This window comes from Pedobacter sp. Leaf132 (assembly GCF_920984695.1).
Classification (GTDB): domain Bacteria; phylum Bacteroidota; class Bacteroidia; order Sphingobacteriales; family Sphingobacteriaceae; genus Pedobacter.
The window spans coordinates 600819-624685 of record NZ_CAKLBO010000002.1; the positions used below are offsets into that span (position 1 = coordinate 600819).

15 protein-coding genes are annotated in these 23867 nt (G+C 36.0%); 8 read left to right on the top strand and 7 right to left on the bottom strand.

Going from position 1 to position 23867, the window contains the following annotated elements:
* Nucleotides 1-131: 131 nt before the first annotated feature.
* From LUA86_RS06410 to LUA86_RS06430, 5 genes are all read right to left on the bottom strand, one after another.
* Complete coding sequence (locus LUA86_RS06410; protein WP_231459785.1) at nucleotides 132-857, bottom strand: hypothetical protein; 726 nt, start codon at nucleotides 855-857, stop codon at nucleotides 132-134.
* A 66-nt stretch (nucleotides 858-923) separates the two neighbouring features.
* Nucleotides 924-1844 carry a DUF4097 family beta strand repeat-containing protein gene (locus LUA86_RS06415; protein WP_231459786.1) on the bottom strand — a complete coding sequence of 307 codons (921 nt, stop codon included), beginning with the start codon at nucleotides 1842-1844 and terminating at the stop codon, nucleotides 924-926.
* A 24-nt stretch (nucleotides 1845-1868) separates the two neighbouring features.
* Nucleotides 1869-2648 carry a HEAT repeat domain-containing protein gene (locus tag LUA86_RS06420; protein WP_231459787.1) on the bottom strand — a complete coding sequence of 260 codons (780 nt, stop codon included), beginning with the start codon at nucleotides 2646-2648 and terminating at the stop codon, nucleotides 1869-1871.
* Complete coding sequence (locus LUA86_RS06425; protein ID WP_231459788.1) at nucleotides 2641-3198, bottom strand: RNA polymerase sigma factor; 558 nt, start codon at nucleotides 3196-3198, stop codon at nucleotides 2641-2643. Before LUA86_RS06425 ends, LUA86_RS06420 begins: the two co-directional genes overlap by 8 nt.
* 329 nt (nucleotides 3199-3527) lie before the next feature.
* Entirely contained in the window at nucleotides 3528-4556 is a 1029-nt protein-coding gene (locus tag LUA86_RS06430; protein ID WP_231459789.1) for a family 43 glycosylhydrolase, read from the bottom strand.
* A 281-nt stretch (nucleotides 4557-4837) separates the two neighbouring features.
* Between LUA86_RS06430 and LUA86_RS06435 the strand changes: the two genes are divergently transcribed.
* A complete protein-coding gene (locus LUA86_RS06435) occupies nucleotides 4838-6364 on the top strand; it encodes a PAS domain S-box protein (protein ID WP_231459790.1) in 1527 nt (508 codons plus the stop codon).
* A gap of 94 nt (nucleotides 6365-6458) precedes the next feature.
* Nucleotides 6459-6647 carry a hypothetical protein gene (locus tag LUA86_RS06440; RefSeq protein ID WP_231459791.1) on the top strand — a complete coding sequence of 63 codons (189 nt, stop codon included), beginning with the start codon at nucleotides 6459-6461 and terminating at the stop codon, nucleotides 6645-6647.
* Between the two features lie 142 nt (nucleotides 6648-6789).
* On the opposite strand, the gene LUA86_RS06445 is transcribed toward LUA86_RS06440, so the two are convergent.
* Together LUA86_RS06445 and LUA86_RS06450 are read right to left on the bottom strand one after the other, a co-directional pair.
* Nucleotides 6790-7095, bottom strand: coding sequence for a hypothetical protein (locus tag LUA86_RS06445; protein ID WP_231459792.1), 306 nt, complete (start codon nucleotides 7093-7095; stop codon nucleotides 6790-6792).
* Nucleotides 7096-7153: 58 nt separating this feature from the next.
* Nucleotides 7154-8230: an AI-2E family transporter gene (locus LUA86_RS06450; RefSeq protein WP_231459793.1), complete on the bottom strand. Its 1077-nt coding sequence runs from the start codon at nucleotides 8228-8230 to the stop codon at nucleotides 7154-7156.
* 252 nt (nucleotides 8231-8482) lie between these two features.
* Between LUA86_RS06450 and LUA86_RS06455 the strand changes: the two genes are divergently transcribed.
* From LUA86_RS06455 to LUA86_RS06480, 6 genes are all read left to right on the top strand, one after another.
* Nucleotides 8483-8671 (top strand): hypothetical protein, encoded by a 189-nt coding sequence (locus LUA86_RS06455; protein ID WP_231459794.1) that lies wholly within the window; start codon nucleotides 8483-8485, stop codon nucleotides 8669-8671.
* A gap of 736 nt (nucleotides 8672-9407) precedes the next feature.
* Nucleotides 9408-12815 carry a DUF6603 domain-containing protein gene (locus LUA86_RS06460; RefSeq protein WP_231459795.1) on the top strand — a complete coding sequence of 1136 codons (3408 nt, stop codon included), beginning with the start codon at nucleotides 9408-9410 and terminating at the stop codon, nucleotides 12813-12815.
* A 2-nt stretch (nucleotides 12816-12817) separates the two neighbouring features.
* Nucleotides 12818-16033: a hypothetical protein gene (locus tag LUA86_RS06465; RefSeq protein ID WP_231459796.1), complete on the top strand. Its 3216-nt coding sequence runs from the start codon at nucleotides 12818-12820 to the stop codon at nucleotides 16031-16033.
* A gap of 20 nt (nucleotides 16034-16053) precedes the next feature.
* Nucleotides 16054-20961 carry a hypothetical protein gene (locus LUA86_RS06470; RefSeq protein WP_231459797.1) on the top strand — a complete coding sequence of 1636 codons (4908 nt, stop codon included), beginning with the start codon at nucleotides 16054-16056 and terminating at the stop codon, nucleotides 20959-20961.
* On the top strand, nucleotides 20958-22742 hold the full coding sequence (locus tag LUA86_RS06475; RefSeq protein ID WP_231459798.1) for a hypothetical protein: 1785 nt from the start codon (nucleotides 20958-20960) through the stop codon (nucleotides 22740-22742). Before LUA86_RS06470 ends, LUA86_RS06475 begins: the two co-directional genes overlap by 4 nt.
* A gap of 209 nt (nucleotides 22743-22951) precedes the next feature.
* Nucleotides 22952-23854, top strand: coding sequence for a S9 family peptidase (locus LUA86_RS06480; protein ID WP_231459799.1), 903 nt, complete (start codon nucleotides 22952-22954; stop codon nucleotides 23852-23854).
* Nucleotides 23855-23867 lie beyond the last annotated feature (13 nt).

A 23867-nucleotide genomic window follows, 5' to 3' on the forward strand; every position in this document is an offset into this window, starting at 1 on the left:
GTAGATAGATGTAAATAAAGAATGATTAGGGCATTATAACTTCAGATAAGACGAAATAATTGTTGAAACGTTGCATCTGACAAAAAATTTATTTCAATTATAAGCCCTAATCATAAAATGAGATTAAAATATTATGGATTTCTTAAGTAAATATTCCCGTAAGATGAATTGAAATCATAACTCGGTCCTTTACCTGGTGTGGCATTTATTGCGGTGTAGAAACGCTCTTCTTTTAATTCGTTAGGTTTTAAATCTAAATTGGTATAAATTTTACCAAAGCGGTTGGTCATTTTTATCTTTCCAATTAATTGCTGATTTAATTTGGCTTCAATTCCGCCGTATGTTGCATCAACTTTAATTGGCCCTTTAAAATCCTGAACTTCTACAAAGCCATAAACAGAGTTAACTTCTGTATTAATACTTGCCGGTAATTTTACATCAATAACAATTTCAATATCTCTGGTTTGATAGTTTGATTTTACAGAACTACCTTGCTCCTTCATAAAAACATCCATATCAGCTTTGTTTGTAAAACGATGTTTAACGCCGTTTACACTTACAAAATAACTGTATGGAATTTTCTCCATATCCAATTTGTTCTTGATAACGATTTTACCATCTGATTCAGTTTTCTCAATACTGAAAACACTATCATCATCAACCCCTTCAACTTTTACAGTGGCTTCTACTGATACTTCATTTTTATCCCAGGTACTAAAGCGAACCGTTTTCGGGAAATCAAAATGAAAAGAAACAGTTTGACCTTTATTAACCGGATAATTTTTAACGATTTTGCTTTGAGAAAAGGCAATACAAGGCACTATGGCTATAAATAGCCAAAACAATATTGGTTTCATAATTTAGAATTTTAGTGGCTCAGAGATTTGCGGGAAGCATATATGAACCGTTAGAAAATTGAAGAGTTATTTAACGCGTAGGTAAACATTATCGTAGCTCGATTTTAAAATTAAATTGCTGCCGCCACCATTAATCGTTCCTTTAATATCTTCAGAACTACGACCACCATAAGCTGCTAAACCAATCCCATTAATCGAACCACTTCTTGCACCGCTAAATGTGCTGGTCATAGTGTTCACACCTTCGGCAATTCTTATTCCATTCACTACCGTATTTCCATTGGTATTTTTAACACTCGCTTGTTGTTCTGTTTGCGTTCTTTCAGTTTTGTCAATCGCAATTTTAAGTTCATCAGCAGCATATAGCTTGCCGTAACCAGAAGACAATTCTACATTTGCTTTAACATTAGTAGGCAAAAGCACATCAACGTGGCCATAAACTGAAATGATAGAAACCGGGCCTTTAATTTCGTTTTGAAATGAAGCATCAATGTCTCCGAATAGAGATTTAATACTCATCGGACCACTATTATTTTCAAGTTTGATTTTATTATAACTTGTAGAAATTTCGATTTCATTTTTAAGGTTTTTCAGCATCAAATCAGAATGATACATATTACTTTGATTTGAAAACTTGATTTTTATGTTTTGAGGAACTTTAATAGTTAAAATTCCATCAAGATTTTTGTCTACTGCATTTACAACGATTTCACCACCTTTTTCAGTAACATCTATTCCTAAGCCTGTGTTATCTACAAAGCCGGAACCTGTAATTACCCTTAAACCTTTTGCTCTCTCATCCACAACTTCATTTTTTCGTGTTGGCATAGAGAAAACAATTTCGTTTCCACTGTAACCTTCTATTATGGCACCAGAAACATTAATATTTAGTTGCCCTGATGATTTACTTAATTTGTATTCTTTCTGTGCAGATACCGATAACGTAATCGAAAGCAAAGAAAGAAGAACGATAAATTGCTTTTTCATAATTTCTATTTCTTTTAATAAGGTTTATAATTTGTCTTGATTTAATAATATTTTATTGGCTTCATCCCTTACGGCTACAAATGTTTCCGGATTATTTGCAAGTGCGTAAAGTTTTTCGTCAATATTTACATTTTTCATTTTTCCAACAGAGCCAAGCAAGCCAAGCTGAACTATTGGGTCGTTTTGTTTATCTAAAGATTTTACCAGAAGTGATGCTACATGACTATCGAAACTGTATTTTTGCAACACACTCAATGCCGCAAGTCTAACGTTAGTGTTACCATCGTGGTTTAAAGTTTTGGAAAGCATATCAATTGTTTTGTTATTGATGTTGTCCGATTTTTCAATTTCCATAATGGCTAACAACCTCATACTTGCCGAGCTACTGTCTCTCAGCCCCTTATATTCATCAACATTAACATTCGGTTTAGTTTTCTTTTGCTTTGGCTCGCTATTTAAACTCGCAAAAGAAACCTGATTTTCTTTAGCATTTGCTTTAGGCTGCGCATCTTTTACCACATCAACAGGAGCATTAATTATTGCTTCTTTTTTTACCGTTTTTGTTTTTGTGTAAACAGTTTCAACAGCTGTTTTTTGTTGATAAACAAACCAGCTTGTAGCCACCACAATTAAAATACATGCTGCTGCCAACCATTTTGGCGATTTATAAAAAGGCAATTTCTTTACTACAACATCTTTTTTAGGAAGCGTATTTTTAAAGCGTGCCAAATCAAAAGCCGGCGCTTCAAGGTGATCAAATTCCTCCCTGTTCCTGTCTACAAAATCTCTTATCTCATCACTCATAATAACATTTATCTTTTAATGATAATAAAATCTTCTTTTTAGCCCTATGATATTGAGTTCTAACATTTGTTGCTGTCAAATCGAGCATCACTGCAATTTCCTCATGGGTAAGTTTTTCAAAAATGTGCAGGTTAACAATTGTTTTATATCCTTCGGGCAATTCCTCTATACTTTTCCTAACATCATCAACCCTTGCATCGAAAATATCAGCTTTGGTACCATCTTCAATTTCATCGGGCATATCCATTTCGCCTAAATCAGAAAAAGTCATTTTTCTTTTTCGGATGTGAGAAATAGAACGATTAATTGCCAATCGCCTTACCCAAGCCTCCACACTAGAAACATTTGCAAGCTTACCAACCTCGTTAAATACTGCGCAAAAAGTATCTTGAAGAATATCTTCAGCCTCGCCACTATGGCTTACAATACGGCTGATAGAATTATAAACCTGCCTCGAATAACGATTGTATAAGCCCGTATAGCCTTCATCACGCCCATTAAGGCATAAATCTATCAAATATTTATCGGTTGTTTGTTCTAAAGGTGGCAATTGCAAGAGCTTTAATTTTCCAATATTTAAGGTGCTTCTATACTCTAGTCGCAACTTATTAAAAAGTGTTACACTAAATCTGAAAAAATCTAAATAAAAAATAACATAGATTAATTGGCAGGTGCAGAAACAGCCAAATAAAAATAAGTAAAATGCTTATAATAAGATACTTGCAAGCTACATTAATTTATTAAATGAGTAATAATCAATCTTGCAGTTTTTGTATAAGAATAGTTATAAAATCTGCCGGTTTATTGGTAATAGATGGCGAACAGAACTTAGTTTTTGCCCAAATGAAAAAAGGAAATTGATTTTAAACTGCAATCTTTTTACATTGATGGCGCTTTTAACGCAACACCGGTTTTAACCGGGATTCCAAAATTTGGTGTACCATCTGTGTTCCAGGTAAATTTTTGCGCCCGTGGCGATCGAAATCCACCACAACCTTGTCCAGGCTTGTCATTTGCGTGATATAAAATCCAGTCTTCTTTTCCATCAGGAGATTTAAAAAACGAATTATGACCCGGTGCATAAACGCCATTTTCTTCTGATTTACTGAATAATGGCTTTGTACTCTTTACCCACGATTTTGGATTAAGAAAATCTGAATTAATATCAGCTGATAGCATTCCCAAGGCGTAAAAATCAGTCCAACAGCCACTGGCAGAATAAACAACCATGATTTTATTTCCACGGATTAAAAACTGAGGTCCTTCATTAACATCTACATGCGGTGGATTATCGGCAGAATTTAAATCGCCATGTTTTTCCCATTCAAAAGCCGGCGTAGATATCTTGATTCTTTCTGATTCAACCGTCCATGGATTTTTTAATCGGGCGATATAGATTTCCTGCTTTCCATTGGTGTCGCCTTCCCAACCAGACCAAACCATGTACAAGTTATTTTTGATGGCAACTACATCTCCATCAATTGCCCATTTATTTGTTTTATCGGTTATCTGACCTTTAAAAATCCATTCACCCGCCATCGGATCGGCAGATGAATTCTCCAGTACAAACATTCTGTGGTTTTCGTTTTTACCATCATCAGCAGCAAAATAAGCATACCATTTACCTTGCAAAAACATCACCTCTGGCGCCCAGATTTGTTTAGAATAGGGTCCGCTGGCGGGTGCTTTCCAAATGGTTTTATGTGGTGCATCTTTTAATCCTTCCAGGCTTTTACTTTTCCATAATTCTATACGGTTGCCGGTGGTATGGGTATAGTAGAAATAGCCATCTTTGTAAAAACTGTAAGGGTCGGCACCAGCCGGAAGCAATGGATTGGTGAAAGTTTGTGCGCCAGAATTTTTTACAAGCAGAAATAAAATGATAGAAATGATTAGTTTGATGTTCATAGTAATTTTACTTGCTCGTAAAGTGTTTTTGGTTAGATTTTTAGAAATATAAATATGAGCTAATATTATTTATTTATCTAAGCATAACGTTTCAATTATTAAACAATTCGTTTCTTTTTAATGGCTGTAAAATTACTCAGGTTGTTTATGATTAACCACATTATTAAAAATAAATGCTTGCAATAAATACTCATAATTTTATCTAAGAATTTTTTATTCCAATCAAATACCTAAATTAATAGAGATATATTTATATTTCCATCCTATTTCGAATATTAAGAATGATTGAGCGCAAGGAGATTTTTGAAAAAATAAATCAATACCAGGAAGAAGAATTGGAGCTTAAATTAAACAATTCTGAATTGAGGAAAATAATTGAGGAGCTAAGAAGAGCCGAAGAGAAAAGTGCTATACTCAATTCTATTATCGAATCTACAGATGACGGTATAATAAGCAAAAGCTTAGATGGTACAATTACGAGCTGGAACAATGCGGCTTCACGTATTTTTGGATACGAGGAAGCGGAAATGATTGGCGTTTCAATCTTTAAGTTGATACCTGACAGCCTTCAGGAACAAGAATTAAAATTTTTAGAACAGCTTAAGCAAGGCAATTCCATTGAACATTTTCAAACCCAGCGTTTACGTAAAGATGGCTCTTTGGTTGATGTTTCCTTAACCATATCCCCTGTTTATAATTCCAACGGAGATTTAATCGGCTTATCAAAGATTGTAAGAGATATCACTAAAGATAAACTAGCCGAATCGGTTGGGCAACGCCTGGCTGCCATTGTAGAATCATCTGATGATGCGATAATAAGTAAAGATTTTAATAGCATCATCATGAGCTGGAATCAGGCAGCCACGCGTATTTTCGGCTACACGGCTGAAGAAATGATTGGAACATCGATACTTAAAATTATTCCTGAAGATAGATTAGACGAAGAACCCAAAATTTTAGTTCAGCTTAGAAAAGGAACTCGTGTAGAACATTTTGAAACCGTTAGACGAAGAAAGGACGGAACATTGATTAATGTTTCTTTAAGCATTTCGCCGGTAAAAGATTTGGAAGGCAATGTAATCGGCCTATCGAAAATAGCTAGAGATATTACTGAAAAAATTCTGATAGAAAAGAATAAAGACGAATTTGTGAGCTTTGTAAGTCATGAGCTTAAAACTCCTTTAACTTCACTAAAGTCTTATCTGCAAATGGCTTTGATTAAAATGAACGATAAAGATTTTATCCACAAAGCTTTAGTGAAAGCAGAAATGCAAACCAGAAAAATGGAACATTTAATTCGTGATTTTTTAAATATATCTCGTTTTGAAAACGGACAAATCAATACAAAAAATTCGAACTTTAATGTTGTAAAACTGATTACAGATTGTATTGAAAATGCAGAAATTGCAAGCAGTAAACACTCTATAATTTATGATGGCTTATCTGAAATAAATGTTTTTGCTGATGAAGAAAAAATTACGCTGGTGTTAACGAATTTAATTAGCAATGCTCAAAAATATTCACCACATGGTGGAACAATATATATTTCTTGCGAAGTATATGAGAAAAATGTAACCATCAGCGTAAAAGACCAGGGTATTGGTATTTCTGCTCACGACCAATTAAATATGTTTCAGAAATTTTACCGGGTAGAAAATGAGCAGACTAAATCCATTCCAGGCTTTGGTATAGGATTATATTTATGCGCCACAATTTTAAAACTCCATAACGCACAATTAAAATTTAAAAGTGAACCTGGAAAAGGCTCTGTGTTTTATTTCTCTTTGCCTTTACACACAGTTGGATAGCTGATTAGTAATTCGATATAAAGCCCTCTAATAACAAAAATTAAAAACAATTTATGGTTTAGCCGATTATTAATGTAGATAAAAAGCAAAAACTATGAAAAAGCAACTTTTAATATTATGCGCATTTGCAACAATGGCTTTAGCCTGTAACGGAAATAAAGCAGATAAGGAAAATGCAGACAGTATGTATAAATACACTGATACCACTAAGGTAGTAGATTCTCTTGCTACAGACAGCACAGCAGATTCTACCACAAACGCACCTGCAGACGTTAACCACTAATTTGTCTTTGATAACTTAATTTTTTTTAATTAAATCCGATAATCTTTTATCATGTTAAAAGGATTATCGGATATTATTAGGGTCAAGTGTTAGGGTTACCATCAATACTACAAGTGGAATTTTTACTGATGTTTAAAATTATCTATTGATTTCTGTTTAATTTAATAAAATGCTTAACCAGATGCTCCCATTCTAATGCTAAAGATGTGGCTGGCCTGGAGGATTTTGCTTTTCTATACCAATAATCAGCGTTCCAGATATCGCCTTCTTTTCTATGTAAATATGCATGCACCAGCGCCGAGGATTGGTCGTTAAGTTGATCTACTAATGCATGTGCTTTATGCCAATCTCCTTTTTCATCATACCACAAAGCATTAAGCTGAATTGACAAACCAGCTGGATGTTCAGCGGCGTTTAAACTTTCTTTAAATGATGATACTATATCCATGGTTAAAAAAACATCCCTCTGTTAAGACTTTGAAATTAGCTAAATTTTAAAATCTATATTATGATTTTTTACTTTTTATCAATTTCGAAAACCAGTTTTCGGATTTTACCTTTGGATTTTCTGGTCCCAATAAAAATCCATAAGGCTTTAATTCAGGTATTCTATCGCATATAATTTTAATTATTCCGAAAATCGGGATGGCCAAAATCATACCTGCAACGCCCCAAATAAATTCCGCTAATACAATAGATAAGATTGTAAATAACGGATTAATGTTAACCTGTTCGCCAACAATAAGTGGCTCCAATATATAAGTTTGAAGAAATTGCACCAAACCATAAACCACTAATACGCCAATCAGCATTTTTGAATCGCCGCCCTGCCCTATTACAGCAAGCAAGGTTAAACAGGTGCCGGTAAGGTTGCCCACAAAAGGAATAATTTCTAAAAGACCGCACAGTACGGCAAAAAATATGGCACTCTGCACACCCACTAGGCTAAAACCGATGCCATAAAGCACCCATAACACACCAATCATTGCCGCAAGCCCGCTTAGATAATGCTGCGCCACCTTTCCCGATTCATGTACAATTACCGAAGCTTTATGTTCTTCGGTATCTGGAACGAGCTGTAATATAAACTTTTTAATATGCGAACGATAATAAAGCGATAAATACATATAAACTAAAACAAGAATGGTATTTACGGCTACGCCCATAACGCCACTTGCAAAACTGGCAAGTAAATTTCCGGTGCTACCGCTGCCAGCTTTAATTATTTCTTTCTGTTGCCTACCATTTATATCTAATTTTTGATTAATCCAGTTTCTCAAATCGACCACCATAGTGCTCAGCCTGGATTTCATTTGATCTAAGTTTTCGGTTAAACTTCCTAATTGCCAGTATAATAATGACACAATCAGCGCAACTGCTAAAATAAATAACAGAACGCAAAGCAAACTTGCCCACCCTCTTTTAATTCCATTATTTTCTAACCAGTTACACAGCCTAATAAAAACCATCGAAAATATACCCGCCAGGGTTATAGGGATCAGAAATGGAGCTGCGAAATATAATCCAGCAAAAACTAAGGTAATAAAGAATAAAATATAAACGCTTTGTTGAAGTTTAGCCATAAGGCTACAACATTAAAGGCATTGAAATGTTTACATTCATTGTTTTACTAATTTTAGTAAAAACAGATTACATCCCACCTTGCTTCGACCAAGAAAATGTTAACAGTAATTAGGTAAAAGAAATCCCGATGAAAGATTTTCATCAAAGGAATTTAATAAAAACACATATTTTCAGTTATTAACATCTGTTAAAAAAAACCATTTATATTGATTTTGAGTATATATTATTTTTAGATAATTCAAATATAAACCATGGTTAAGATACAAACGGAGCAAGATTATAAATTCGTAATTGCTGAAATTAAAAACTTACTGCACAATACAAACCCTATTGTTACTGCAGAAGAAATCCCTGAAATAAAAACTTTATCAATGGCGGCTACCGAGTACGAACTTATTAAGTATGATTTCACTAAACGCTCCCTTAATCAGGCATCGTAATTTTAACGAAATTTCTGCGTAAGCCCTTTACGCAGCGGCTCATCATAATATTTTATGCCAATTTAAGCCAAAACATTTGATGCTGTTAATATTGATAAAGCACGTGGCCATGCTTTTAATTATAACTATCCCTTTTTTATAACCTACCCAGGCTACGTAAAAATAAATGTTTGGATGATGACAAGCTAATGCGAATAAAATATCCCCTAAAAACGTACAGATTTTTTTTTCGGTAGATAATCGCACAACACCTCTTGCATCTAGAAACAATAAATGGAATAAGAATAATTTAATGATGGATTTACAAACACCATTCTCAACCAGCAAAATATGAAACATTCATAATTTATCGGCTAAATATTGGCTATGCTACAATTTCTATCAAGGAGATACAATTCAATTTAGTTTATTGTGTTTATCTTATCATAATTTCAAAACCATTTACCTTTGTCATTGAGATATTAAATAACTGTGCATGTTCAGCCGAACACAAAGAGCATCAAGCACTTAATAGCAAATAAATATCTAAAATGATTTGGAAATTCAAATTCAATCACTTACATTGGTGTATATTTTAAAAGGCACTCCTTTTTTTTAATGAATCTGTTTCATTTACTCATCTGATACTCCGTATACCAGCACACAGTGTGAATTCTTTTTAAAGGTTAGAACAAATTTCCAAACTCTATCAAGGCCGCTTTTGGCTTTGCATAGTTATAACCTAAAATTTTGGTATATGGCAGCGGCTGGCACAATTGAATCCATAACATTAGCATTGGGAAAAGCTTTAAAACCGCTTTCTACTCTGTTAACACCCGATATTTTTGCAAAACTCGGTGTGCCTCTACCACAAAGCATAGAAAACAATGCGGGTATATTAAGTAAACTGGCAGAAACTAAAACGCTCGTTACGGGCTTACCCTCATCAATTTCGATTTTAGAAGCCGCAATAAGCGCTAAAGATGTAACGCAAATTATAGCAGAAGGCATAAAACTCACCAAATTAATTATCGATATCCTCAAGAAAATAAAGGAATTAGGAATTGCCTTAAATACTGCAATATTAGGTTTGCCAGCTAATGTACAGGCAGACTTAAAAGCGCTTGCAGATAATCTTCCAATCAGGATAATTGAGTATTGCTTAATCGGTTATCTGAACGAGTACTTTCCATTATTAACACGAGCCATTAATTTACTTGGCACAATTGATAAAGAAATCATTCTACCTCCAGGAATGGTATTAACTACACCACTTCCTGCAATTACACCACGCAGAATATATTTCGACAGGCTTTTCAAAATGCTGTCTAATCCACAAGCTTACCTACAAGATACTTATAAGCTAGGTTTGCCAACTTTTACCGGAAAAGAAATACTCGAGAAAACCCGTGCTTTACTCATTGAGCTTGGTATTCCTGCTGAAATAACTCAAATAGGAACCGGGTCGATTGTATTGGAATCAGATTATTTTAAAGCAGAATACGATTCAACATTAAATCCACCGGGAATAAAATTTGAAATTAAAGTTAGCGGAAATAATACTTTTGATAAAAGCTACAACATCTCTAGTATTTGGAAAGCTAGAGTTCAAAATACACGTTCTTTTGGAGCAGGATTAACCGGTAAATTAGCATTTCCACTTAAATTAACTTTACAACCTGTTAGTGGTAATGCATTAATGGACACCACATTATCTCTTACCGGTAGCAAAAGTAATAACGACGCCTTTATGCTTATTGGCGCATCAGGTGGAACGAGGTTAGAAGCTCAAAAAATTCAGGCGAGTTTAGGTCTAAATACTGCGGCAGTAAATTCGCAAACCCAAATCAGCCCTTCTGTACAAATCAGTTTGGAAGGCGGAAAATTGATTATTGACTTTAGCGGCGGCGACGGATTTATAACAACGCTACTATCTAATATTAAGGCAGAAGCTGCATTTGATTTAAAAGCAAATTGGGATCCTACAAATGGCCTTCGCATAGCCGGAAGTGCCGGGCTTGATATTTTAATTCCGCTACATATAGATTTAGTTGCAATAATTATCGAAGGCTTTCATTTTAAGGCCGCAATATCAGACTCAGCAACTTTAAAAGTTGGTTTAACGGTCATCATAAAAACTAATTTAGGCCCTTTGGTTGCCGTTATTGATGGTATAGGGACACACTTCCCAATTAGTTTTCCTAATAATTTAGATGGAAACATGGCATTTGCCAATTTAGGAATTGAATTTGTTCCGCCCACACGGGTGGGCTTATCTATTGATACAGGCGTAATAAAAGGCGGTGGATTTTTAGGTGTTGATATTGAAAAAGGAGAATATATTGGTGCCCTGGAATTGTCGTTTCAAGGGTTTATCGATTTAAAGGCAATTGGAATTATATCTACAAAAATGCCTGATGGAAGCGAAGGCTTTGCTTTACTTATCCTGATTACGGCTGAGTTTGCCCCTATCCAGCTCGGCTTTGGCTTTACACTTGTTGGTGTTGGCGGTTTGTTAGCCGTAAACCGACGAACAGAAGTAGATGCCTTAAAAGAGGGTTTACGCACTGGCGCTATCAATAGCATTTTATTCCCTCAGGATATCGTTAACAATATTACCAGAATTATAAGTGATTTACAGCAGGTCTTCCCAATATCGAAAGGCACATTTATAATTGCCCTAATGGCAAAGATTGGTTGGGGAACGCCTACCTTAATCTCACTCGAGATGGGTATCATTATAGATATACCAGCAACAAAAATTATTATTTTAGGTGTACTACGCTGCATTTTGCCAACCGAAGAAGCACCGCTGCTAAAATTACAGGTTAACTTTTTAGGTGTTATAGATTTTAACCAGGGCATATCCTTCAATGCTGTTTTATTCGATTCACGCTTACTGGCCTTTACTTTAACAGGAGAAATGGCATTAAGAATTGGATGGGGCAACCAGCCAATGTTTATATTATCTGTAGGTGGATTTCACCCATCATTTAACGAAATTCCAACGGATTTAAGAAACATGAAACGGATAACCATTTCATTACTTTCTGGTAAAAACCCTAGGATTAGTGTTGCAACTTACTTTGCCGTAACTTCAAATACGGTACAATCTGGTGCCAGAGTAGAGCTCTATGCAGAAGCTTGCGGCTTTAACGCATTTGGTTACTTAGGATATGATTTACTGGTACAGTTTAATCCCTTCTATTTTATTGCACAAATTGAAGCTGGTATTGCCTTGCGTAGAGGCAGCAGCGAAATTGCTGGCATCCACCTTGTTGGCCAGTTAAGCGGACCAACCCCGTGGAGAGCACTTGGTAAAGCAAGTTTAAAAATATTATTCGTCAAAATTAGTGTTAAGTTCGATGTTACTTGGGGCGACCAGGCGCCACCTCAGTTGGAAAAACCAATAGACGTAAAACAACTGATTATTGATGCGATAAGGGATGATCGCAACTGGAAGGCAGATTTACCAGCAAACACAAATACTAATGTTACCCTGCGTAAAATTGAACTTCCTGCTGGTAAGATAGTCGTCCATCCATTTACCATACTCTCCTTAAGCCAAAAGGTTACGCCTTTGGATATGGAAATCAACAAATTTGGAAATGATAAGCCAGCTAATGAGACTAAGTTTTCACTTTCGGTAACTGATAATTCTGCAACGCAGCCAATGGATGAAGAATTTGCAATTGGAAATTTCATCAGGCTAAAAGATAGCGAAAAACTCTCCCGTAAATCATTTGAACGGATGAGAAGCGGCATTAAATTTCAAACTTCTAACGAAATTTTACATGGTACCGAACTACAAAAAGAAGTAGATTATGAATTGAGCTATGTTCATCGCAAAAAAGGAATAGCCTTTATTATTAAAGTTACTGGCTTTAAATTATTAGATAAAGTGTTTAATATATTTTCTAAAGGAAACGCGATAAGCAAGAATACATATTCTGTAAGTAATAAATTGGCAACCATAAGCCCTGCCACAATAAAAATTAATACAGGTTTGTACAGTATCGTAAATACAAAAGATTTAAGCACTTATGGCAATACAATAAGCTTTAACTCAGAAGCGGAGGCTTATGCTTTGCAAGATGATTTACTAAGGAAAAATCCTGCATTAAAGAATCAATTACAAGTAGTTGCACAATTTGAACTAAACTAAAGATGAGTATAAAAGTAGCAAAATATACCTTTGGCTCTTGGATGCGTAAAGGCATTGGCGGTCGTATTACCACTACCGATAATTTGGGCAGTGGGGCAACATCAAACACCCTTCGCTCTACTGTTAATATTGAAGTAAAAGTAAACGACCACCTGGAAAGCAAAAATTTTGAATTGCTTAGTCCCGGAGATATTATTGGTGTAAATCCAGCCTTGATAGTGCGTACCGAGCCGCTAAATTGGATAACGAATTTTGAGCCAAACTATTTACCATTTATTGAATTTTATGATGAGGATTTTTTATGGCGATATACTCCGGCTCAGGCCAACGGTGATAAACTGAGGCCATGGCTTGCACTTATTGTTTTAAAAGATGAGCAACCAGCGGGAAACGAAGAATTCACTTTCAATGAAAAAAAACTGCCTTTACCTTCGGTAATTGTAAAGCATGGAAACAATCTGCCTCCTTCAAATCAAATTTGGGCATGGAGCCATGTTCATATAAACGAAGGTCACGATTCGACAACTGAGTTTGAAGCTTTTCTGAAAACCTTAAATGATTTAGACAACGAAAACAGCGACAAAATTATTGGCAGACTGCTTTGTCCACGTAAACTTGATAGTAATACAGCCTATCGTGCTTTTTTAATCCCTGCTTTTGAAACCGGGCGACTTTCAGGCTTGGGTTTAGAAAATGAAACAGTTGATGCGCAAAAACCATCATGGAACGCAAGCTCGAACAACATTGAATTTCCGGTGTACTATCATTGGTTTTTTAAAACCGGAGATAATCAGGATTTTGAATCACTGGTAAAGATTTTGGAGCCTCGAATAATGGACTCAAAACTCGGTATCAGAGATATGGATGGTTCGAAACCGGGCTTTGGCTTAACAGAAGGCACAGACATTGGCATTACAGAAACATTAAATGTTGTTGGTTTGGAGGGCGCCTTAAAAGCGCCAACTACAGTTTCGGAGCCTAAAGTTTTAGATACCACTAAGCCTTTCTTCAATCAACTGGAAGATGTATTAAATTTTCCTGAAAAAATTAAAAAAGCTTCTAATACGGAAACCGATCCAGTTGTTAGTCCGCCAATTTATGGCCAAAACCATGCCCTTACTAATGAAATCGACACACAAAAAGCGGGTTGGTTACATGAGTTAAATAAAGATCCAAGAAACAGAGTGCCGGCTGGATTTGGAACCAACGTTGTGCAGAAAGACCAGGAAAAATATGTTGCAGAGGCATGGAAACAAGTTGAAAATGTAAAAAAGGCAAACATCAGGATTAAGTTTGTTGCCTTTGCTATGCAGGTAAGCCAAACATTAAAAACCAATTTTACAAGCAAACTTCAACCGGCACAGTCGATTATTTTTTTATCGCCATTACTTAAAAAAGTTAAAGGCTCACCAACAACCTTGCAATATCAACTGGAAGAAAGCTTTGTACCAACCGCGGCAGTAAGTACAGCTTTGCGTAAAATACTTAGGCCAAGAGGACCATTCTTTAAAAAAATCGCAATTGTAAATCCAAATTTTAATCATAGCACACTTGTAAACGATATAAATGATGGCAAAATAACGGCAGCTCCGCCAAAAATTATACCTGTAGGTTTACCTACGATAGATGAAAAACTTAATAATATGCCAGGCAAAACCCAGCATCCGTTATTAAGCTGGATTCTTCAAAATCTATTGCTTTTTTTAATACTCATATTAGTGGCGATTTTGATTTTTGGTTTAATAACGGGTGCATGGTATTTCTGTTTAGTTGCTGCAATAATCGCAATTGCATATTACTTTAAGGCAAAAAATAGTAAGGCAACTAATATTAACCCTAAGGATTTAAATAACCCTGAAGAAATAGTAAAAAATCTTGAGCAATCGCCACCGCAACCGGATTTTGTATTCCAGGAAACCAATCCACTTATTATTGAAACAAATAGTGGAAATACTAAGGTAAGCAGCGAAACCAAAGAAACAGTTAGCGGTGAAGATGGATTAGCTTATACTTTTACAAATACATTTACGCCCGGCGCTAATGGAAAAGATAGTGTAGAAGCGGCAAACTTCAGGGCTGCGGCAATTCATTTAAATCAGCTTGAATCTATTAAAACGCCTGAAAGAAAATTTAGCCGCTTTGACATTGGTAATGCTCATTTAAAATTGCAGGAAGCAACAGATCCGAGAAAAGTTTTTCCTAAAATGCTGGCCTCATTTGTTATTTACACCTTTAATAAAAACTGGTTGTTTAATTTCGAAAATCTGGTACCCGCTATGGCTTACCCAGACATGCCTGAACCGATGTATGAAAAACTCCGCGATATATCCTCAGAGCTGCTAATACCTAATTTAAAACTGATTCCACAAAATACAATTTCTTTATTGGTAACCAACCCGGAGTTTATAGAATCTTATATGGTTGGATTAAACCATGAATTTGGCAAAGAATTACTTTGGAGAGAATATCCAACAGATAAAAGAGGAAGTTATTTCAGGCAATTCTGGGATGTAAAAGGCATCATCAGCAATAACAATAATCTGGATCCTAATCAGCTTAAAGAAGAATATAAAGATATACAACCCTTAGATAAATGGTACAGCAACAGTGCGTTAGGCACACATCCTAAAAGAAAAGCTCCAGATGGAGAACAAGTTGTATTAGTGGTGAGAGGCGAACTGCTTAAAAAATATCCAAACACCATTATCTACGCTCAGAAAGCACACATATTTAAAGATGAAAACGGTGTAATAAATGCAAACAAACAGCCTGTAATAAAAGCAGTAGAAACGCAGGCAGAAATGGCTGCAGAAATTAAATTTCCAATGTTTAAAGCAGAAATTAATCCGGATATAAAATTCTTTGGCTTCGATTTAACCGTACCAAAGGCAATGGGAAAAGATGAACCTAAACTTGAGACAGATGACTGGGGATGGTATTTCATCATTCAGCAAATACCGGGAGAACCACGCTTTGGAATGGATGTAAACTTTGAAAAAAGTGGAACACAAGTAACCTGGGATGACCTAAGCTGGGATAAATATACGCCAACTAATGGTTTTATCAATACTGATGTTAAACCGAACGGTGATTTTAAACCTGCAGCACCTGAAAATGTAGATGACTGGGGTCAAAATTCTGCCAGAATGGGACACATCTTATATCAAAAGCCGGTGATGATAGCTGTACACGCAAAGGAAATGTTAAAAAGTATATAACCCGTTAATTTATCGTAACCATGGGATATCTTGAATCTTTAAAAGAAATTAAGCAGGCAAAAGCCCAAAGAGATAAAACTGCAGATGAATTGTATAAACTTCAACTGCAATTTATAAATCTTGATCGCAAAAATAATGCTTCGCCTAATGAGAAATATCAAGCGCAGCTTAAAAATTTAAAAGACCAAATTCAAAAGCGGAACACGGAGAAGAAGGACCTGACAGATATGACCCACAGGGTTATTGACAATTTATACCTTAAGCTCAAGCCTCAACAACTCATAGAAGAATGGCAGGATAATATACCCATTACCCTATTTCCGGTTCGTTTAGAAACTAAATACCGAAAAGGCATTCGGGGTACGCAATTAATGGTGAGGGTATATCCGGACGATATTTCGATAGTAACCCATGAAAAGCTGCTAACTAAAGATGAAAGCGACTATGGAAGAAAGCATTGGGAGATTTTATTTAAAAACTCCGCAAACCTAAGCGTAAAAAAAGAAGCATGGCAATTGCTTTATGATAAATTTGGAACAAACAGAGCAGTTTGGGTAGCTAAAAACACTAAACCAACCAATTGGCAACAACGTACTGATTTAAATACTGTGGCAGATTTAATTTTTGAAGATTTAGAAACAAAACCTGATAGCTGGACAGCTGCAGCACATACAAATGTTTTGCCTGATCGTTTTGTTTTAATGGCCTACAGAAATGGTAAAGAAGTTTTACAAATGGTTGGCCAACAAATTAAAGATATAGTAACCGTTGGTCCGGCTCCAATAATTGATGAGAACGACCCTGCATTTACCAGAGATGAACAGGAAAATCGGATTCAAAATGGAGCGGATTATGCCTGGATGGCAGACTTCGATTTAGCTGTTGCCCAAGGTTTGGGATTTATTATCTCGCAAAGCGATGAAGATTTAAAACTAGGTTACGAACAGTTGCTGGTTTTAGGCTTAAAAATTTCTGCTGATGAAAATGAAAGCAAAGAGATGTTTGAAGCACTTATAGAAAACCATAAATACAATGAGGAAGGTTTAGCCTTGATTAAGCAAGGTACACCAACAAATAATACCGAAGGGGAAGATTCTGGCTTTAAAAACCATGAAACGATAGATGATTTGGCTTTGGAGGTAGAACAAGATCAAATCCTCTTTACCCCTACCGATGATGCGCATGAAGCTACCGATGGACAAAGACTTGCTGAATATTTTGGCTTAGACTACGCTATTTTTCAATCTGTAAAAAATAGTGGCATAACCGACCACAAGGAAGCTATTGCCATGAATACAGCAATGTATCCGGGTACATTAGGTTATTTCACCAACACCATGTTAAACGGTGTTTTAGGTGATGCAGATACGGATGCATTAAGAAATCATTACTTGAATTTTGTTAGCGGCCGAGGTCCTTTAGCTGCAATAAGGGTTGGAAACCAGCCTTATGGAATTGTTGTAACCAGCGACTTTGATAATTGGGTGTATAAACAATCCAGATTTGAAGATTTTAGCATTAACCTTCCCTATAAGATGTCTGCATTTTATCAGAAAATGTATAACATTCTTATCTATATGGCGGCTTTTTGGAAAGACAAAACCAAAAATTTACCGCAAATAACAAAAAGTGGAGATGCAGGTGCAACATTATTAAAAGTATTGGGCTTACATCCTTTGTCAGTAGATTTTTTCCAGCGGAAAGGCTATAGTTACGATTACTTGAAAGACCTTGAAAAATTTGAGTACAAAGGAAAGTATTTTGCAGATACGATGTTAATGGCAATAAATTCTTCTCAAATGACGAATCTGCTAAAATCCTGGGGTTATAAAACGCAAAAGGAAAATGGTACAAAAAAAACACCTCCTTTATTATTAGAAATTATATTTCAGCATTATAATACAAGGTTAGATAAAGAAAATCTAATTGATGCTCAGCCTCTATCAGAAGAAAATAAAATAATAGCCTTTAATGAGGACGATGATTTAAATTATATTGATTGGTTGCTTGCCAACATCGATAACGAAAAAAGTTTAGAGAAAGACAATTTTGGCGATAAAGAAAAGCCAAAACCATTGCTTTACATGATGTTGAAGAATGGTTTACTGCTGGAAACCAATCACAGCATATTTAAATTTTTAGCTACAAAGGATATCCATGCATCAGAATTAATGCAAAGCAGAAAATTTATGAACATGAGCACCTCAGCCTCTGTTAGCCCGTGGGAGATTTACAAAGCGCCTGTAAATCGAATTGTAGATACAGAACAATCTACCGCATCAATATTTAATCATGTTCATAAATCAGTTATCGATATTACCATCACCAATAATCTTCAACAAAATAAATGGGCTTTAAATATTTTAAAAGATTTACCAACAGCACGGCTACAAAGAACCTTTGTAGAGCATATAGATAGTTTAAGCTACCGTTTGGATAGTTGGCAAACCTCTCTTTTTGACCAACGTATAGTGAGTCAACGAAATTTACAAGGCGGAATTAAGCAACGCAAAACAGGTATTTATCTTGGTAGTTATGGTTACCTTGAAAATGTTAAGATGCGCAATACGAGGAAAAAGGTTGCAGAGTCTATGCTCCCGGATGGACTTATTGAAAACGAAGACAATTTATATATTGAGAATGAAAATGGCGGTTATGTACATGCGCCAAGCCTAAATCATGCAACTGCCGCAGCTATATTACGCAACGGTTATTTAACCCATGCGAATCAGCAAAATGCAGATGCATTAGCGGTCAATCTTTCATCTGAACGCGTTAGAAGAGCCAAAGCAATTTTAGAAGGAATAAGAAATGGCCAAACCCTCGATGCGCTTTTAGGTTACCAATTTGAAAGAGGATTGCATGATTGGAGCACCAGATCATCCAATCCGGTTATTTTAAATCAGCTTAAGCCAGATTTCAGAAAAGCTTTTCCCATCAAAAAAACTAAAGTTCCGCAAGAAGGAAATGTTACCGGCCCTGAAGAAGTTACGGAAAGTTACGAAGTGGTTAATGGTTTAGCTTTAGCAGAAGTAGTGTTGCCTTTTCCATTCGGGATAACAAATCTAGCAACGCTAAATGCTGCCCAAATTACTGCCCTGGAACAAGAAAGAAACAATCTAAAAAACACTTTAGATGCTGTAAAAGATTTACTAACCGCCGAAAGCGCTTACCAGATGGCTACAGGTAATTTTGAACGTGCCACTGCGGTAATGCAGGCCATTGCCAACGGAACCATTCCGCCAGAAGTGGAAGTTATCAATACAGCAAGAAGTTCGCAAATGACTTTCACCAACAGAATTGCCTTAACCTTTGATAGTTCATTAAATTCTAATCCGTGGCCAAATGTTAACCAAAGTGCAAAATCTATAACTGAACCTGCTTTAAATAATTGGGTAGCTAATCGCTTAGGAAACCCAGCAGATATCTTGTGTGTAGTTACAGCGCAAGATGCCGTAGGAAACGAAATCAGGCTTCCGGTAAGTTTAGAAAACCTAAAAATACAAGCATTGGATTTTGTATTGCTTATTCGCAATAAACTGGAAACCTCCGGCGCTTCAGAATTGGAAAGCCGTATTCGGTATTATTTTCTAAGAGACCAACTACTATCAGATAAAACGATAATAAATATACAGTTTGCTGAAACAGATAGCCCTGCTGATTTATCAAAAAAATCTTTTGCAGAAATATTACCTTTTGCAAACTACATCCGCCAGCTTATAGGAAATAGTAGGCCACTTAATGCAAAAGATTTTCCTTCTAAACCTACATCACCGGCAAATAATAATCCTGCAGAAATTGATTTAGCAGAGCTGAAGAACCGAACAATAAATCTTTACCAAAACTTTCTTGAATCGCCAATCTCGGTACTTCAAAATGCGCTGAATGCAATTCAGATAAACTTAACAGATACAACCATAGAAAATTTGCGAGCCACGCTGAAAGGAATTGCAGATATTCATTTCAATTATGCGCAACCTAATTATGCTTTTGATAAAGGCCAGGAAGCGGCAGATTCATTAATTAAGCAGGGAAAAGCTGTGCTTTTAAGATTATTTGAAGTGCAAAATGCTTATCAGGCACAAAATGCCAAACTAAATCCAACAGGTGAAATTGAACAGGAAAGCATCAAGCTGATAAAAATGATTCAAACCATTCTTGGAGATAATTTTATGGTACTTCCTAAATATAATTTTGTAGATAAAGCTGAAATGGATGCCGCGTTTTCTTCATCAGATGATTTATTAATTTATGCAAAAAAACCTTCAAACCCTGCTTTAGGAGATAATGCCGGACCTGGAATAGCCAAACCGGTTAGCGAATTTTTGCATAGCGCATCATTAGTAAGAGAAAAAATGCACACACTGGAAATGGTGCGATTGTTAAACGAAAACTTTAATCAGGAAGTTTTAGATGCAATGCCTTTGCAACTACCTCACAAAAACAATGATAGCTGGTTAGCAGTAGAATTTCCAAAAAAAACTGAATTACTTAATGATACTACATCTTTTGTTTATTATGCGCCGCAAGGCTTCAATCCTAATGCAACGCAAATTGGTTTATTAATAGATGAATGGACGGAAACCATACCAAATCAGGAAGAAGTTACCGGCATAACCTTTAACTACAATCAACCAAATAGTAGCCCGCCGCAGGCAATTCTTTTAGCCGTAAGCCCCAATGAAACCGGCAACTGGTCTTGGAACGATTTAACAAACACAGTTTTAAATACTTTCCAAAGAGCAAAAGAACGTGCTATAGAACCGGATGATGTAGATACGATGCCAAATTTAACCACACTCCTACCTGCAACAATGGCTGAATTTAGCGCAAATCGTTCTACAAATATTTCCTTAGACTACTCCTTAAACATTTCAGTAAAATACACTGCTGCCAAAGTCATTCAAAATTTAATTAAACAATCATGATTCAACTTACCGATAAAATCAAACAGTTTTCTCCGGATGTTTTGTTGAAAGACTATCGCATAGCATCTATAACAGCATACAACAGACTAGAACCGCGGGCACGTACTGAAAACTTCGACCAGAGTTTAAAAGCTTGCGTACATGATGGATTATGGTTTTTAACCCGCCAATGGCAAATGGGCGAATTAGAAAGTGAAGATGCCGGCTCTGCAATTGATGCCAGGTTAATCACTAAACAAATCCATATTGATAGAATGGCGGTTCAGCAAAACCCGGCATTGTTATATAATGGTGAAATGCCCATGGAAGCCCAAATTGAAAGAGAGGTAATTCCTTTTAGTTTAGCACTGAAAATACAGATATCTCAATATTTTTTAAGCTTACACACCGCCACGTTAAAATCTACTTACTTCTCAAAGTATTTAAATATTTACCCGATAACCGTAGCGTCTAATCCTGATTTTGAGAATCAGGAAAATAGCTTACAATTATTAAACAGTACGGTAAAACGCTCAATTGATGGTGAACTTTTACTTGCTGATGTTGCAAACGATAGCTTCAGTACAGGGGTGAATATAGCACCTGAAGATTTAGCAGAAATGAAAGTCATCACCAACAACTTAATTAATTGGTACAAGAGAATTTACACACAACCAACCAGCGACAATGAAAATGCCTGGAGCGGCCAAAATCTGAGTTATGGATTTTCTAGCGCCGCACCAAAACCCGATGGTACACAATTGGTTATGGAAAGCTCAAATTACCATAGCGGCAACTTGGATTGGTACAATTTCGATGTCGACCTAAATAAAAGGTCGCTTGATTTAGAACAGTCAGATTATCAACCTGAATTAACAAAAGATAAAGCCATATCTTTTATTCCAACAGCTACAGCTTTTAAAGGCATGCCAAATCAGCGCTTTTGGGAAATGGAAGATGCTTCTATAAACTTCGGAACGTTGAATGCAAAAACAAACGACCAACTGCTACTTTTATTTGCCGAATTTGGTTTAGTTTATGGAAATGATTGGTTTGTAATTCCTTATAGGATGAAAACCAATACGCTTTGCGAAATTGATGGTTTTGTGGTTAAGGATGTATTTGGCGACCGTACTTTAATTCAAGCTGCTGACGCAGGTTTGGATAATCAATGGCAAAAATGGAGCATGTTCAACTTAAGCAATAAAGACCATATCGGAGCCTATAACAGACAATTTTTCTTAACATCTACTTTAGCAAGCACTTTACAAAGCGCACCAATTGAGCAGGTTAATTTTATGCGTGATGAAATGGCAAATATGGTTTGGGCGATTGAAGAAATTATTCCGGATGGAACAGGAATTGGTATTGATGGTAATGAAGCTGCTGATAAAGAAGGTATTCTACCCGAACCAATACCAGATGCTAAAGCATTAATACGTTACATGCTTGGCAATACAGTACCTCAAAACTGGATTCCGTTTTTACCGATGCAGCTACCCAATAATTATCAGGATATTCATTTCCAGAGAGCTTCAATGCCAAAACTCGGAAATCCACCTGTAGATACTGTTAAAGCAAAAGGCAGACTTTTAAATGAACAGGAAGCTCCATATTTTATTAATGAGGAAGAAATTCCGTATGCCGGCACATTGATTAGCAGAGCATGGCAAAGAAGCCGCTGGTACAATGGTAAAACGTATAACTGGGTAGGCAGATACAGACAAACCGGACGTGGCGAAGGAAATAGTAAATTAGCTTTCGATCATATAATAGATGCTAAATCAACAGATGCGCCATAATAAGGTGGTTTTATTAATGAGAATTGAAGTATAAATAATTGATTACTTATACTTTATAGCAACTTAAAAAACTCGTATAACAACAGGAATGCCTAACTCTACATCATTATAACAACTAAATTAATAATTCATCACATTTTCACGTCTATCCATCACATTTATATTCAGTAATATAAGGGCAACCATATCTTGCATAAAAATAATGCACCATGAAACTGATTTATATGCTTGCACTCCTATTTTTAGGTAATGCTCTCTGGGCACAAACTGTTAAAAATAAAACTGGGAAACCCTACACCATTCAGAATGTAAAATTTAAAAGTGCTGAAACCACATTAGCTGGTTCCATTTTTTTGCCTAAAAATGCGCATGCAGCTTTGGTGTTGATACATGGATCTGGCCAGGAAAAACGAATGTTAAATCTGGCGACGGATTTAGCGAAACAAGGCATTGCTATTTTAACCTATGATAAACGTGGTGTCGGCGAATCTGGCGGTCAATATCAAGGGCCTGAAGTTGGCACCAACAATATTGATTCTGCAAACCTGCAACAATTAGCCCTGGATGCAGCTGCAGCAGGCAGTTTTATGATCAAACATTTATTACCTAAACAAATACCGCTCGGCTTGATGGGTTTTAGTCAGGCGGGATGGATTATTCCGATTGCCGCACAAAAATTAAATGCGATAAAGTTTATGATAATTTTTAGTGGCCCGGTGGTCAATACCCTCGAGCAGTTACGTTTCCAGTTTTATACCAATGGCAACAACAAATTTTGGGACTCGCATAGCCAAACAGATGCTTTGCATCATATTAAAAACGATATTGATAGATATAATTTTACTCCGACTGAACCCCGAAACGCATTATCAACGCTTAAAATTAATGGATTATGGATTTTTGGAGCCAAAGACATACAAATCCCAGTAGAACTTTCAAAAGCTAAAATTAATGAGCTGAAAGCTGAGGGCAGGCTATTTGAATACATCGAATTTCCCGAATTAGGTCATAATACCTCAAGTTCAGCAGAACCAATGAACAAAGCCATTGAATGGATAAGAATTCAAACTACTAATAAAAATCGACCTAAAACTAAAAACCGGAACAACTAATAGGAGCCTGAAT